Source organism: Streptosporangium nanhuense (assembly GCF_059358815.1).
In genome coordinates this window covers 1-13,829 of sequence record NZ_JCADBG010000002.1, presented here as the reverse complement: position 1 = coordinate 13,829, position 13,829 = coordinate 1, and the positions used below count along the sequence as shown (strand labels likewise).

The following is a 13,829-nucleotide window of genomic DNA, read 5'->3' as shown; positions in this document are numbered from 1 at the left end:
CCACGCGGGGTACCGGAGCAGGGCATCGCGACGGTGAATCTCCCCCGCGGGGCCCGGCGGTTCCGAACCGGGCCGGACGGCCCCCGCGGGCCGCGTGTTCAGGACGACCGGACCGGCCGGGACGCCTCGACCGCCCACGATACCCCGGCCGCCCGGGACGGCCCGGGGTCCGCGCGGGCCGTCATGCGCGGGAAAGCGGCCGGAGGGAGCCATCCGGAGGGAGCCGATCAGCCGAACCGGCCGGAGGGAAACGGGAACCGGCCGGCGGGAAACGGCCTGCTGGTCAGCCGGAGACGAGGTGGGCGTTGGGCTCGCGGGCGCGGCCGGCCAGCTCGGGGATCTCCAGCACGGTCACCCCGGCCGCCGCGAGCTCCTCGGCCCCGTGGCAGTCGACGAAGACCAGCGGCTCGCGCCACGCCATCACCACGCGCCGGACGCCGCTGTCCAGGATCAGGCGGGCGCAGGTCCTGGGACGCGACCTGCGCGCGCTGCACGGCTCCAGGCTGCTGTAGACCGTGGCCCCGGCCAGCCGGGGGTCGTCCGGGGAGATCTTGGCCAGCGCCGACTCCTCCGCGTGGACGTGGGGGTCGCCCTCCCGCGAGTATCCCCGGGAGATCTCCTCGCCGTCGGCGGAGACGACCACGGCGCCGACCGAGAAGGCCGTCTCCGAGGGCGGGCACGACCTCGCCAGGTCGCACGCCAGCCCCAGCCAGTCGCGGTCGTCCATCCGGACCTCCTCAGCTCAGCAGGTAGCGCAGGAGGGTGACGTCGCCCATCGTGCGGGCCTCCGCCAGTTCCATCCTGCGACGGCGGTCGCGGGGGAAGTCTCCACCCAGGACGAAGCGCGGGGCGGCGGGGTCGCCGACGAAGAACGGTGCGACGACGAGGTGGAGCTCGTCCACGCGATCCTCCCGCAGGAAGCGGGTGTGGACGGAGGTGCCGCCCTCGACCATCAGGCGGCGTACCCCCCGCCCGCGCAGGTCGGAGAGGACCCGGCCCAGATCGACCGTATCGCCGCCGTCGCCCGGGCCGCCCGCGTCGACCACCTCGGCGGCCCCGCCGAGACGGCCGGCGAGCTTCGCCACGGCCGCCGGCGCGGCGTAGACGATCCGCTCCGCGTCGCCGGCGGTGAAGAAGGCGGCGCCCGGGTCGAGGTCCCCGGTGGCGGTCAGCGTCACCTTCGCCGGGGACGGCGGCAGGCCGCGCGCGGCCCGCTCCCGTCCGCGCTCCGGTGACCTGACCAGGAGCCGGGGGTCGTCACGGCGGACGGTGCCCGCCCCGACCAGGATCGCGTCACAGGTGGCGCGGACCGCGTCGACCCGGTCGAAGTCCTCGTCGTTGGAGAGCAGGAGCCGGTGAGGCGTGTTGTCGTCGATGTATCCGTCGACGGACATCGCGCAGCTCAGCAGCACGTACGGGCGCTCGCCCACCCCTCACCTCCCCGGTCGGGCACCGGCCGATCGTAACAACCCGCCTCCGGACCGCTCGCGGCGACGTCCCGCCCCGCCGCCTCACGCCCGGGATGCCGGGGGGCGGCGAGTACGGGGTGCCATCTTTACGTCATCTCCATGTCAGCGGCAATTCCCCGACTGTTTACCCTCTGTTAACCTAAAACTGAAGCTTTCCAACTGAAGGGTCATAAATGCGTGTGAGCTCGCCGAGTCGTGGTCACGGGCGCCTCCCCGGCCTCCCGCGCTCTCTCCCGGCACCGACCGGCCGTCGTCTCCGCGACACCGGTGTCCCGTACGCCCACATCGGCCATGGCGTCCGCGGCGTTCGCGTCGTCCGGGGCGAGGGAGAGGCGTGACGGCGAGCGACCCGGCGCACGGGTGCCGCGAGGGCGCGGGGCACGGCCGCAGGTCCCCCGACTGATGGGATGGACCCTGGCGTTCGCCACCGTGGCGATCCTCTTCGTGCTGGCCAGCGGCGCCAACGACGGCGCCACCATCATCGGCCTCGGGCTCAGGTTCCCCCGCTCCCCCGGGTGGGCGGTCACCGTGCTCCTGGTGTCCGTGCTCTTCGCGGTCCCGTACCTCCTGGGGGTCGCGGTCGCGCGCACGTTCACCGAGCGGCTGGCCGGGCTCGGGACCAGCGGCGGCGCGGCGGCGTTCCTGGTGGGGGTGGTGATCGCGGTGGCGGTGGTCGCGGCGCTGACCCGCAGGGGCCTGCCGACCAGCCTGACCCTCGCGGTGATCGGCGGCATCAGCGGCGCGGGGCTCGGCGCCGGGCTTCACGTGTCGTGGCGGGACCTGGGCACCGTCCTGGCGATCGGGGCCGGGGCACCCCTGGCCGGGCTGGCCCTGGGCTACCTGCTGGGGGCCGTGTCGCGCCGCGTGCCGTCCCACCGCCGCATGCCGCGGCTGGTGTTCACCACGCACCTGCTGGCCTACTCGGCCCAGTGCGTGGCGTACGCGGTGAACGACGGCCAGAAGATGATCGCGGTGGTGAGCGTGGCGATCGGGGTGAGCCGCGACGGGCTCGGCGGGGTGGGGCCCGTCGAGGTCCCGCCGGTGTGGATGGCCGCCCTGGTGGCGGTCTTCCTCGCCGGTGCCCTGACGAGCCTGATCCGCGTCGGGGGACGGCTGGGGCGCGGGGTGGTCATCACCCGGCCGCTGCACATCGTCTCCGCCGAGACGGCGGCCACCGGCGCCGTCCTCGGCAGCTCGGCCCTGGGAAGCCCGGTGAGCATGACGCAGTCGATCACCGCGGGAGTGGTCGGCGCGGCGACGAGCGAGGGAGCGAGGAGAGTTCGATGGCAAGGAGTCGCGAACGTGGGTATGGCGTGGCTGGTCACGCTGCCGTCGTCGATGGCGCTGGGCTGCCTCGGCGGTCTGGCGCTGAGGCTGATGTGAAGCGCGCCAAGAGCCGGCCCCGGAGGTTCGCGCGCGCCTGGGACGACCTGCGCGGCCGGTCCGGGCGGCGGATCGTCGGGCTGGTACGGGACCAGGTGGCCATCGCGCGGGCGGGGGCCGAGCTGGCCCGCTCCGTCGCGTCCGGCGAGACCGAACGGTCGGCGGCGCGGGCCCGGATGGCCGAGGTGGAGCACGAGGGGGACGAGGCCAGGGCCGAGCTGGTACGGCTCCTGCGGCGGGTGCTGGCGACCCCCATCGACAGGGAGGACCTGTTCAGGCTCTCCCGCTCGATCGACGACGTGCTGGACCAGCTGCGTGACCACGTACGCGAGATCGACCTGTTCGGGCCGGAGGATCTGCGGTTCGCGGCCGAACCGCTGCAGGCGGTGATCGACGGCCTCGACGAGCTGGAGGGCGCCGTGCTGAAGATGATCGACGCCCCGGCCTCGGTCACCGTGGCCGTGCTGGCCACGCGCAAGGCGTGCAGCCGCGTCCGCCAGCTCTACCAGGCCCGGCTCGCCGAGCTGTTCGCCGAGCCGCTGGACATGGACACCCTGCGCAGACGCGAGCTGCTGTCGCGGCTCGACGCGGTGGGCCGCCGTCTCGGCGAGGCCGCCGACGCGCTCGCGGACGCGATGCTCAAGCGAAGCCACTGAGGACGACGCCCCGGATCACCACGTCCGGAGACCGGCGCATCCGGAGACCGGCGCGTCCGGGCACTGCCGCGTCCGGGCACCGGGGAGAACGCGCCGGAGCCGTCCGGGCGGAAGCGCCGGAACGGCGGGCGGGAACTCCTTCGCGGCCGGGTTCGTCATTCAGCATGCGACCGTCCACCGTGTGACGTCCCCGACGCTGAGAGGCATCTCCCGTGCGCAGCTCGTTCTTCGGAAACCTTGACCAGGACCGGCTCCCCGACCATTTCGCCCTGCAGAACGCCAAGATGCTGCGGGTGCGGCTGGGCGGGGAGGTCCTCGCCCGGCAGGGGGCGATGGTCGCCTTCCAGGGCACGATGGACTTCGACTACGAGGGCGCGGGAAGCGTGGGCCGCTTCCTGAAGAAGATGATGAGCGGGGAGGGCGCGCCGCTGATGCGGGTCCGCGGGCAGGGCGTGATCTTCTTCGCCGACAACGCCACCGACGTGCACCTGTTCTACCTGGACGACGAGGCGCTCACCGTCAACGGCACCAACCTGCTCGCCTTCGACCCGCAGCTCACCTGGGACATCCAGCGCGTCCAGGGCGCGGGCGTCGCCGCCGGCGGCCTGTTCAACACCACGCTCAGGGGCACCGGCTGGGTGGCGGTCACCGCGCACGGCTCCCCCGTGCTCCTCGACACGTCCCAGGCGCCGACCTTCGCCGACGGCCAGTCCGCGGTGTGCTGGAGCGCGGGGTTGCGCGTGGGCGTCAACCGCACGATGAAGGCGGGCGCGCTGATCGGGCGGGGCAGCGGCGAGGCCCTGCAGCTCGCGTTCGAGGGGGACGGCTTCGTCCTCGTCCAGGCGAGCGAGGGCCCGATCGTCCCCCAGTCCGGCGGCTGACGCGGGGCGAGTTCGCGCGAAGGTCCGGCCCGACGGCTGACCCCGGTTGCCACAGCCCGGCCTGGACGAGGCCATGGACGGACGTCACGAGTCCGCGCGGGGGGCCGGCGGCCCGATCATCCCCCGGCCCGGCGGCTGGCCCCGGTCGTCACGCCCTGGCCTGGACGAGGCCGTGGGCGCCGGTGGTCAGCCAGGGGCGGCCGGTGGCCTCCAGGGCCGTGACCACGTCGCCGTCCAGGCCGACCGCGACCTCGGACTTCAGGGTGCGCAGCGCCGCGACCGGACCGGGGAAGTACGCGGTGGCCTCGGCGAACGGGGTGGTGTGCGGCCAGGCCCTGTCGCCGACCAGGCGGCGGTAGTTCAGGTCACCCTTCATGATCGTCAGTGACGCGGACGCGAAGTCCTCGCGCATGCCGACCGGCATCTCGCGGTAGGGCAGGGGCGCGCAGGAGAAGGCGTGCGCCCGTACGAGCAACCGGCCCGACCCGAGCGCCGCCCGCAGCCGTCCGGCGACCTCCCCCGCCTCGCCGCCCGCGATCGACATGCGCCGCAGGCAGGCCAGGACGTCGGTCGGGGTGGCGTCGGACACGTAGTACGGCAGCGGCTTGACGTGCAGGACGACCTCTCCCGTTCCCCGGGCGTGCAGCAGGTGGTCGATCAGGACGAGGTCGGGCAGCAGCTCGCTCCCGGCGTTGTCCGCGACCAGGCAGATCCTCGCGGCACCCCGGCCGGCCGCGCCCCCGAGAACGTCCGGCACACCGGGAACGCCGGCGGCATCGGTCTCCTCGCCGCCGATCAGCGACCACAACAGCTCGCCGTCGTCGGCCAGCAGCCCGGATTCGCGCACCGCGAGCTCGGGCCCGGCCGCGACCCGGAACACGAGGTCGGCCCGGTTGCCCCACAGCGCCCTCAGGGTCAGCGTCCTGGCCCGTTCGGCGGAGGGCAGGGCGGTCAGGGCGTCGAGCTCGCGCAGCTCCCCGTCGACGGCCTCGCCGGACAGCTCGGCCTGCTTGAAGGGCTCGAACGGGTCCACGCCCTGCCACGCGCCGGGCCCGAAGTAGCCGACCGCGGACAGGAGCTTGCGGTAGAAGTAACTCTCCGCCCACAGGAACGGCGCGTCGTCCCACCGCCGGCCGATGTGCCCCCGGTCCCAGCTCTCCCACAGGTCACGGTCGTGCGCGCGGTCCTCCAGCGGCTCCATCACCCCCTCGATCTCCTCAAGGAGCAGGTCGAGCGCCCGGTTCACCCGGATGTCGTACGGCGTGGCGGCACGGACCTTCTCGATCAGCGCGGGGTGACGTTCATGAAGGACCCGCCACGGATAGGAACCGGGCACGTCGCTCAGGAACTCCGGCGGATCGTGCGGCCCCAAAGGCCCTGCGGACCGCTGCCGGGCGTCACCGTCTGCCATTTCCAACTCCCTTTTTGACGCAAGACGACTCTTGTTATGAAATATGTTTAGCTAGAGCGAACAGGCGGCCACGCCGCTTGACGGAGGGAGCCGTAGGTGGGCACATCGGAGCGTCGCAGCGGTGAGGAGCTGGACCGCCACGACGCCGTCGGAGCCCGGATGCGGCAGTTCCGCAAGGAGCGCGGTCTGACACTACGCGGTCTCGCCACCCACTCCGGGCTCTCGATCGGCTTTCTGTCGCAGGTCGAGCGGGGTATCTCCTCCATCGGCCTGACCGCGCTCAACAGCGTGGCGACCGCCCTCGACCGCAGCGTGGCGGAGTTCTTCAACGACGTGCCGCCGGAGGAGGAGACCGAGGAGGAGCACGCCCCGGTCTCCCATCTGCCGAGCCACTTCACGCTCACCCGCTCGGCGACGGCCGCCACCGAGTACATCTCGGGCCAGCAGACCTACCGCATGCTCTCGGCCAGGGGCCCGAACCTGGTGCTCGAACCGCTGCTGGTGCACATCGCGCCCGGCGGCAAGCGCGAGAACTCCTACGGCCACGCCGGGGAGGAGTTCGCCTTCGTGCTGGAGGGCGAGCTCCTGTACGAGGTCGACGGCGTCGAGCACCGGTTGCACCCGGGCGACAGCGTCCACCTGAGGTCGACCGTCCCGCACAGCATGTTCAACGACACCGACCGGGTCACCACGGTCGTGTCCGTGGTGACCCCCCGGCTGTTCTGACCCCTGCCCGCCCCGGCTTGTTCCCCGATCCCCGAAGGCGCGGGGGCGGTCAGCGGCGGCGCAGGGCACGGGCCGCCAGCGTGACCGCGGCCAGCGCGCCGAGCGCCCCGGCGGCGACCGCCCCGCGCTGGCGGGAGATGCGCCGCTGGATCTCGGCGTACGGCACCGTGCTGAACGACACGAGCTCGTAGCGGGAGACGTAGCGGCCGGGCAGCAGCCGTTCCAGGCCGTGCTCGACGCGCTTGCGCAGCAGGAACGAGCGGGAGGCGACCTTGTCGCGCATCTCGACGAAGTTCTCCAGCGCGAGCTCGGCAATGGTGTCGGCGTGCTCCTTGCGGCGGGCCCCGTACATGGCGAGGGCCCGGGGGAAGTCGTCGCCGGTCTCCTCCAGGCAGCGGTCGAGCTCCACGCAGTCCTCGAAGCCGCAGTTGGCGCCCTGGCCGTAGAAGGGGACGATCGCGTGGGCCGCGTCGCCGAGCAGGCCGACCACCGCCCCGGCGGTGCCGCGCACGTGCCAGGGGTGGGCCCGCATGGTGACCAGGTGCCCGATCGGGTTGTGGGCGTAGTCTTCGGCGAGGTCGGGCATGAGGGCGTGGGCGTCGGCGTAGTTGGCGGCGAAGAACCTCTCGAACCGCTCCTCGGTGTCCAGCTCCGCGAAGCTGCCCGGCCCCGACTTGGGCCAGAACAGCGTGCAGGTGAAGGACCTGTCCGGGTTGGGCAGGGCGATCATCATGGCCTTGCCGCGCGGCCAGATGTGCAGCGCGCCCGGGTCGAGGGCGAACCCGCCGTCGCGCGCCGGGATCGTCAGCTCCTTGTAGCCGTAGTCGAGGTACTCCTGGCTGAAGTCGAAGCCGGGCAGGAACTGCAGCCGTCCCCGTACCGCGCTGTAGGCGCCGTCGGCGGCCAGCACGACCGGGGCGGTGTGGGTGACGGGACCGCCGGGCGTGTCGAAGTCCATCCGGCCCGAGTCGACGTCGAGCCCGGTGAGCCGGTGCTCGAAGAGGGCGCGGACCCCGGGCATGCCGAGGGCGGCGTCCAGCAGGGTCCGGTTGAGCTCCGAGCGGCTGATGGAGTTGATCGCCCGCCGCCCCCCGGCGCTGTAGGGCTGGAAGCCGAGCGTGCCGTCGGGGGCGTGCATCATCCGGCCGGGCATCGGCAGCGCGGCCTTCAGCACGGTCTCCTCCAGCCCGATCCCGCGCAGCGCGTCGATCCCCCGCTCGGAGATCGCCAGGTTGATCGAGCGCCCGCGCTCGGGGGCGGCCTCGCGCGGGTCGGGCCTGCGCTCGTACAGGGTGACCCCGTAGCCCCGGCGGGCCAGGTAGCAGGCCGTCAGGCAGCCGACCAGCCCGGCGCCGACCACGGCGACCTCGCCGACCTCGCCTGGGGAACTCATGCCGGTCTCACCTCCCTGGCGAGCGCGTCGGCCGCGCGCCAGCAGTCGTGGAACGTGGAGTACATGGGCACGGGGGCCAGCCGGATGACATCCGGGCGCCGCACGTCGGCGAGGACGCCGTGGACCTCGTGCAGCCGGGCGGACAGTTCGGAGGCGTCGATGCCCCCGGTCATCCGCAGGGAGAGCTGGGCCCCGCGCCTGGCCGGGTCGGCGGGCGTGACGATCTCCAGCGGGCGATCGCGGGCCACCTCGGCCAGCAGCCGTTCCAGGTAGCCGGTGAGCGCCAGGCTCCGCTCCCGCAGCGCCGCCGTCCCGGTCTCGGCGAACATCCGCAGCGAGACCCTGACCGGGGCCATGGCGAGGATCGGCGGGTTGGAGATCTGCCAGGCGTCGGCGGTGGGGACGGGGACGAGCTCCGGCCGCATCTCGAAGCGGGTCGCCTGCTCGGTGCTCCACCACCCGGCCAGCCGGGGCAGCTGCGGGTCGGTCACGTGGCGCCGGTGCACGAAGCACCCGGCGACCGCGCCGGGACCGGCGTTGAGGTACTTGTACGAGCACCAGGCCGCGAAGTCCACGTCCCAGTCGTGCAGCGCGAGCGGCACGTTCCCGGCCGCGTGCGCGAGGTCCCAGCCGACGCGGCACCCGGCCGCGTGCCCGGCGGCGGTGACGGCGGGGATGTCGAGGAACTCCCCGGTCAGGTAGTTGACCCCGCCGAGGAGCACGAGCGCCACCCGGTGCCCCTCGCGGGCCAGGTAGTCCACGATGTCCTCGGTTCGCAGGCAGTCCTCGCCCTCGCGGGGGCGCAGGCGGACGACCGTCTCGTCGGGGTCGAGGCCGTGGTGTACGGCCTGGCTGCGCACCGCGTAGCTGTCGGAGGAGAAGGCGTGGTCCTCGATGACGATGCGGGTGCGCTCGCCCGCCGGGCGGTAGAAGGTCGCCATCATCAGGTGCAGGTTGACGGTGAGGGAGTTCATCACCACGGTCTCGTCGGGGAACGCGCCGACGAGCGCGGCGGCGTCCTCGCGCAGCTCCTCGTGGTAGGGCAGCCAGGGATGTGCCGCCCGGTGGTGTCCCTCGACGGCGTGCAGGGCCCAGTCGTCCAGCTCGGCGGAGATCGCGGCGCGGGCGGCGCGGGGCTGGAGGCCGAGCGAGTTGCCCGCGAAGTAGGCCACCTCGGGGTGGCGGGAGGTGGCGGGGGCGGGCGGGACGAGGAACTCCGCGCGGCGGCACACCGGCCTCCCCGTTCTCTGCGCGAGCTCGGCGCACTCGGCGTCGGCGGCCAGCGCCTCCCGCTCGCCGGGACCTCCGGCGCCGTCATATCCGGTTTGGTCGCGAAGGTCGCCGAGGCCTCCGGCCCTCGCGGCCGTCACGCCGACACCCTGATCGCCGGGTCCCCGGCACGCTCGATCGTCACGTCATCTCCTTCTCCATTCTTATGTTCACCCATACTGAACTGGGGTGAAATTAGGAGCGTTAGACGATTCCGGCCGCGCGCTTTGCGGATGGAAGGTTCTGCGGGCATCCGGTTTCGAGATGACGGAGCGTCACCTCCGGTCACCGCGCCGGCGCCACCCCCTTCGGAGAACGGTCCAGCAGCGGCAACACCTCGGTGCCCAGCAGCTCCACGCCGCCGTCGTCGGTGAGACCGTGCGGCGTACCGAACTCCACCCGGTGCGCCCCCGCGTCGATGAGGGCCTGCGCCTGCGCGGCGACCTGCTCCGGGGTGCCGGAGAAGGCGAACAGGTCGAGCAGGTCTCCGGGGATCAGCCGCCCCGCCTCCTCGTCCCTCCCCTCCCCCACCAGCTCCTTGACCCGGCCGAGCAGGTCGGCGGGGATCTCCACGGTCGGGTCGAGGTCGGCGACCACCGCGAGGTACATGGCGACCTCGGCGCGCGCCCTGGCACGGGCGGCGGCGCCGTCGGTGTCGACGACGGTCACCGCGCCCAGGACGACGCCGACCTCGCGGGGGTCGCGCCCGGCGGCCGTCGCCCCGGCCGCGACCCGCTCGCGGATCACCCCGACCATCGCCGGGTTCGCGCTCCCGCCCACCTTGATCTCGTCGGCGACCCGCCCGGCCAGCGCCGCCCCCCGCGGACCCCACGCGCCGAGCAGCAGCGGCGGCCGGGCCCGGTGCACGGGGTAGCGCAGCCGGGTGCCGGGCGCGAGGCGGAACATCTCCCCCTCGTAGCCCGCGGCGTCACCGGCCAGCAGCCGGTGGACCACCTCGACGGTCTCCGCCAGCGCGGTCAGCGGCCTGGGCTGGGCGATGCCCACCGCGCCGAGCCAGGTGCCGCGCGCCAGGCCCAGGTAGGCGCGGCCGTGCGAGGCCAGGTCGAGGGCGGCGAGCTGCCCGGCGATCTCGTACGGCGCCGTCGAGTACGGGTTGAGGCAGGCCGCGCCCAGCCTCACCCGCCCGGTGGCCGCGGCCATCTCCAGCAGGGGGAAGATCGGCGGCTGGTACATCAGGTCGCCGAACACGCTCAGCACGTCGAAGCCGTGCTCCTCGGCGCGGCGCGCGAGCCGCGCGTAGTCACCGGCCCGCTTGTCGCTCTGCAGTCCGAGCCCGATCTCGGCGGCCGTCATCGCGCCCCCCTCAGGTCGGCGGCGGCCGTCGCGGCCCCGCTCCGGCAGGCCGTCATCGCGAACTTCCCAGGTCGGCGGCGGCCGTCGCGGCCCCGCTCGGATCGGCCGTCATCGTGAACCCTCTCAGGTCAGGTCGGCGGAGTTCATCCGGCGGCGGCGGGTCCGCTCGACCCGCATCACCAGCCGTTCCTCCGGGTCGGGGCAGGCGAACAGGGTGTCCCGGGCCAGCCAGTCGCCCTTGGCGAGGTCGCGCTGCTTGGCGGCGAGGAACGGCAGGACCGAGGCGAGCGCGTAGACGCAGAAGTGCTCGCCGTCGGGGAGCCGCAGGTGGGCGCTGTTCTCCAGCGTGAAGCAGTCGCCCACCTCCATCCCGCAGACGGATCTGCCCTCGATGCGGTCGACCACCACCCGCAGGTCGTACAGCTCCATGTCGCCGTCGCCGCCGTCGTTCCCGACGATGTCCTCCATGCCGGCTCCTCTCCCTCAGCCCGTCCTGAACCCAGCCCGTCCTGACTCAGCCCGTCCGGACCATGATCTTTCCTGTCGTGCGGCGCGCGGCCAGGTCGGCGAGGGCGGCGGGGGTGCCCGCCAGGTCCACCACGCGCGACACGAGCGGCCGGACGGCGCCCGAGGCGAGCAGCGCGAACAGCTCCTCGTAGGCGTCCCGCACCGCGCCGGGCCTGCGCCACGGGTACGCCGATCCCCACGACACCCCGACCAGGGAGGCGTTCGCGGCGACCAGCGCCATCGGGTCGACCGGCGGCGGGGTCCCTCCGGCCGCCCCGACGGCCACCAGGCGTCCCTCGAAGGCCAGGCAGTCCAGCGAGCGCGCGAGGACGTCGCCGCCGACGGGGTCGACCACCACATCCACGCCGTGGCCGTCCGTCAGGTCCGTGACCGAGGCGGCGAAGTCGGCGTCCAGATAGTCGATCGCCTCGTCCGCCCCGTTCTCCCGGCACAGCGCGGTCTTGGCCGGCCCGCCCGCCGTGCAGATCACGCGCGCCCCGAAGGCCCGCGCGAGCTGGGTGGCGGCGATGCCGACGCCGCCCGCGCCCGCGTGCACGAGCACCGTCTCCCCCGCCGCCAGCCCGGCCCGGCGCAGCGCGAACCACGCGGTCTGGTACGTGACGGGCAGGGCCGCGACCGTGACGGGATCGAGCCCGTCCGGGTACGGCACGACAAGGGCCGCGTCAACGGTGACGACGTCGCCGAGGGCGCCGTGCGGCAGGGTCGGGCAGGCGAGGACCGTCATGCCCTCCAGGTGCCCGGCGCCCGGCCCGGCGGCGACGACCGTCCCCGCGGCCTCGACGCCCGGCGTCATCGGCGGGTCGGGACGCACGGGGTAGGTGCCCCTGCACAGCATGACGTCGAGGTAGTTCAGCCCGACGGCCCGCACCGCGATCCTGACCTCCCCGTCGCCGGGGGCGCGGTCCTCGGGCACCTCGGCCAGGGAGAGGACCTCCTCGGGCTCGCCGTGCGCGTGGGCGACCAGCCGCCGGTTCACGGCGTGAGCAGTTCGGAGTGGTGGTGCACGATGAGCCAGTCGCCGCCGACGCGGCGCAGCACGTCGGTCACCCGGCTGCGCTGCGCGGGCCCGCCCGGCGGTTCGGCGACGAGCACGTAGCGGGCGACGCCGGTGTCGTCCCACACGTCGATCCGCTTGTCCTCGGCCGCCAGCCTGTCGAGGCGGGGACGGGCACCCGAGCCGTCCCTGTCGTCGCGGTAGGCGTCGAGCTCCGACCGGGTTCGCAGCGGTCCCGGCAGGTGCGTCTCCCAGGTGGTCACCTCGTCGTGCAGGTGCCCGTCGAACCGGCGGCGGTCGGCCGCGAGGAACGCGTCGTACATGTCGTCGATGCCCGCCGAGATCAGGTCGGCGTCCGTGCCGGAGGCGGTGTTCATGCCGGAGGCGGTGTTCATGACTTCTCCCATCCCGACCGGTCGTCGCGGACGACCCGGCCGCCCTTCATCACCCAGCGGACCCCGCGGAAGGCCGAGGTGTCCGCGAGCGGGTCGGCGTCCATCGCGATGAGGTCCGCGTACTTGCCGACCTCGACGGTGCCGAGGTCGGCGTCGGCGCCGAGCCAGCGCACCGGGCCGAGCGTGCCCGCGTAGAGCGCCCCCGCCGGGCCGAGGCCGCCCTCGGACATGCACTCCAGCTCGCGTACCGAGGCGTTGGTCCCCTCGAAGACCCAGAACGGCGGCATGTCGCTGCCCAGCAGGACGTCCACCCCCGCGTCGAGGGCCATGGCGTAGCTCTCCAGGTGCCGGGGTCCGGCGCCGAGCGAGCGGCACTGCATCCACTCCGGCACGCCGAGCTCGTCGAAGAACTCCTTGCAGCGGGTGACGAGCAGCGTCGGCACCAGGGAGGTGCCGCGTTCGGCCATCCTCTTCGCGACCTCGGGGGTGAGCTGGTAGCCGTGCTCCACGCAGTCGAGGCCGAGCTCGACGGCCTCGGCGATTACCGCCGCCGGGCCCGCGTGCGCGGTGACCTTGCGGCCCCAGGCGTGCGCGGTCTGCAGCGCCGCCGCCATCTCGTCGGAGAACAGCTGCGGGGTGTCGATCCTCTCGTGCTCCCCGGCGATCCCGCCCGAGATCATGATCTTGATGAGGTCGGCGCCCGCCTTGACCTGGCTGCGCACCCCGCGCCGGAACCCGTCGGCGCCGTCGCACTCCAGGGTGTCGCTCCCCTCGTGTCCGTGGCCGCCGGTGCAGACCAGGGCCTGGCCTGCGGTGAAGATGCGCGGGCCGGCCGCCCGGCCCGACTCGATCGCCCGGCGCAGCGCGAAGTCGGCGTGGTCCTTCTCGGCCACGCACCGCACCGTGGTGACCCCGCAGTTCAGGGTGCGCCGGGCCCCGTCGGCCATGTAGAGGGCGAGCTCGTGCGCCGTCATGTTCTTGACGCTGTCGCCTCCCTTGCCCGGGAGCGACAGGGACAGGTGGGTGTGCATGTTGACCAGGCCGGGGGTGACGTACGCGCCGTCGAGGTCAACCGGGTGGGCGTCGCCCGTCCGCTCCAGGATCCGCTCGCGGGGGCCCACGGCCGCGATCCGGTCGCCCCGGATCCACACCGCCGCGTCGGCGATCCGCCCCTCGCCCGCTTCCGTCGTACGGTTCCCGGGGGCACCGGTGGCGCGGGCGTCGGTGACGGTGCAGTTGACGAGGACCGTGCCGCCGGTCGTGTCGCCGGCCGTGTCGTTCATCGGAGGGCCCCGATCCCGTAGATCCGGTGGGCCGCTTCGGGGGAGACGTGGCCCTCGGCGACGTCGCGGCGGACCAGGTCGGGGTCGCGCTCGCGCGGATCGCCGTGCCCGCCGCCACCGGCCGTCA

14 protein-coding genes are annotated in these 13,829 nt (G+C 73.7%); 4 read left to right on the top strand and 10 right to left on the bottom strand.

What is annotated here, in order from left to right:
- Positions 1–283 precede the first annotated feature (283 nt).
- Complete coding sequence (locus tag AC5L38_RS04945) at positions 284–727, bottom strand: cytidine/deoxycytidylate deaminase family protein (protein WP_495241562.1); 444 nt, start codon at positions 725–727, stop codon at positions 284–286.
- 10 nt (positions 728–737) lie between these two features.
- Positions 738–1,430 (bottom strand): RibD family protein, encoded by a 693-nt coding sequence (locus tag AC5L38_RS04940; RefSeq protein ID WP_495241561.1) that lies wholly within the window; start codon positions 1,428–1,430, stop codon positions 738–740.
- Between the two features lie 441 nt (positions 1,431–1,871).
- Between AC5L38_RS04940 and AC5L38_RS04935 the strand changes: the two genes are divergently transcribed.
- From AC5L38_RS04935 to AC5L38_RS04925, 3 genes are all read left to right on the top strand, one after another.
- Entirely contained in the window at positions 1,872–2,852 is a 981-nt protein-coding gene (locus AC5L38_RS04935) for an inorganic phosphate transporter (RefSeq protein ID WP_495241560.1), read from the top strand.
- Positions 2,849–3,508 carry a DUF47 domain-containing protein gene (locus AC5L38_RS04930; protein ID WP_495241559.1) on the top strand — a complete coding sequence of 220 codons (660 nt, stop codon included), beginning with the start codon at positions 2,849–2,851 and terminating at the stop codon, positions 3,506–3,508. The genes AC5L38_RS04935 and AC5L38_RS04930 overlap by 4 nt, the downstream gene beginning before the upstream one ends.
- A 212-nt stretch (positions 3,509–3,720) precedes the next feature.
- A complete protein-coding gene (locus tag AC5L38_RS04925) occupies positions 3,721–4,389 on the top strand; it encodes an AIM24 family protein (RefSeq protein WP_495241558.1) in 669 nt (222 codons plus the stop codon).
- A 148-nt stretch (positions 4,390–4,537) separates the two neighbouring features.
- On the opposite strand, the gene AC5L38_RS04920 is transcribed toward AC5L38_RS04925, so the two are convergent.
- Complete coding sequence (locus tag AC5L38_RS04920) at positions 4,538–5,800, bottom strand: damage-control phosphatase ARMT1 family protein (RefSeq protein WP_495241557.1); 1,263 nt, start codon at positions 5,798–5,800, stop codon at positions 4,538–4,540.
- A gap of 96 nt (positions 5,801–5,896) precedes the next feature.
- Between AC5L38_RS04920 and AC5L38_RS04915 the strand changes: the two genes are divergently transcribed.
- The gene (locus tag AC5L38_RS04915; RefSeq protein WP_344749018.1) at positions 5,897–6,526 is read left to right on the top strand and encodes a helix-turn-helix domain-containing protein; all 630 of its coding nucleotides are present in this window, start codon (positions 5,897–5,899) and stop codon (positions 6,524–6,526) included.
- 49 nt (positions 6,527–6,575) lie between these two features.
- On the opposite strand, the gene AC5L38_RS04910 is transcribed toward AC5L38_RS04915, so the two are convergent.
- The 7 genes from AC5L38_RS04910 to AC5L38_RS04880 all read right to left on the bottom strand — a co-directional run bounded on the left by AC5L38_RS04910 (position 6,576) and on the right by AC5L38_RS04880 (position 13,702).
- Positions 6,576–7,919 carry an FAD-dependent oxidoreductase gene (locus AC5L38_RS04910; RefSeq protein WP_495241556.1) on the bottom strand — a complete coding sequence of 448 codons (1,344 nt, stop codon included), beginning with the start codon at positions 7,917–7,919 and terminating at the stop codon, positions 6,576–6,578.
- Positions 7,916–9,289 carry a kynureninase gene (kynU, locus tag AC5L38_RS04905; protein ID WP_495241555.1) on the bottom strand — a complete coding sequence of 458 codons (1,374 nt, stop codon included), beginning with the start codon at positions 9,287–9,289 and terminating at the stop codon, positions 7,916–7,918. Before kynU ends, AC5L38_RS04910 begins: the two co-directional genes overlap by 4 nt.
- 184 nt (positions 9,290–9,473) lie before the next feature.
- On the bottom strand, positions 9,474–10,502 hold the full coding sequence (locus AC5L38_RS04900) for an LLM class flavin-dependent oxidoreductase (protein WP_495241554.1): 1,029 nt from the start codon (positions 10,500–10,502) through the stop codon (positions 9,474–9,476).
- 123 nt (positions 10,503–10,625) lie between these two features.
- On the bottom strand, positions 10,626–10,970 hold the full coding sequence (locus AC5L38_RS04895) for a TIGR04076 family protein (protein ID WP_495241553.1): 345 nt from the start codon (positions 10,968–10,970) through the stop codon (positions 10,626–10,628).
- Between the two features lie 46 nt (positions 10,971–11,016).
- Complete coding sequence (locus AC5L38_RS04890) at positions 11,017–12,006, bottom strand: zinc-binding dehydrogenase (protein WP_495241552.1); 990 nt, start codon at positions 12,004–12,006, stop codon at positions 11,017–11,019.
- On the bottom strand, positions 12,003–12,419 hold the full coding sequence (locus tag AC5L38_RS04885; protein ID WP_495241551.1) for a DUF4440 domain-containing protein: 417 nt from the start codon (positions 12,417–12,419) through the stop codon (positions 12,003–12,005). Before AC5L38_RS04885 ends, AC5L38_RS04890 begins: the two co-directional genes overlap by 4 nt.
- Positions 12,416–13,702 (bottom strand): amidohydrolase family protein, encoded by a 1,287-nt coding sequence (locus AC5L38_RS04880; RefSeq protein WP_495241550.1) that lies wholly within the window; start codon positions 13,700–13,702, stop codon positions 12,416–12,418. Before AC5L38_RS04880 ends, AC5L38_RS04885 begins: the two co-directional genes overlap by 4 nt.
- Between the last annotated feature and the right edge of the window lie 127 nt (positions 13,703–13,829).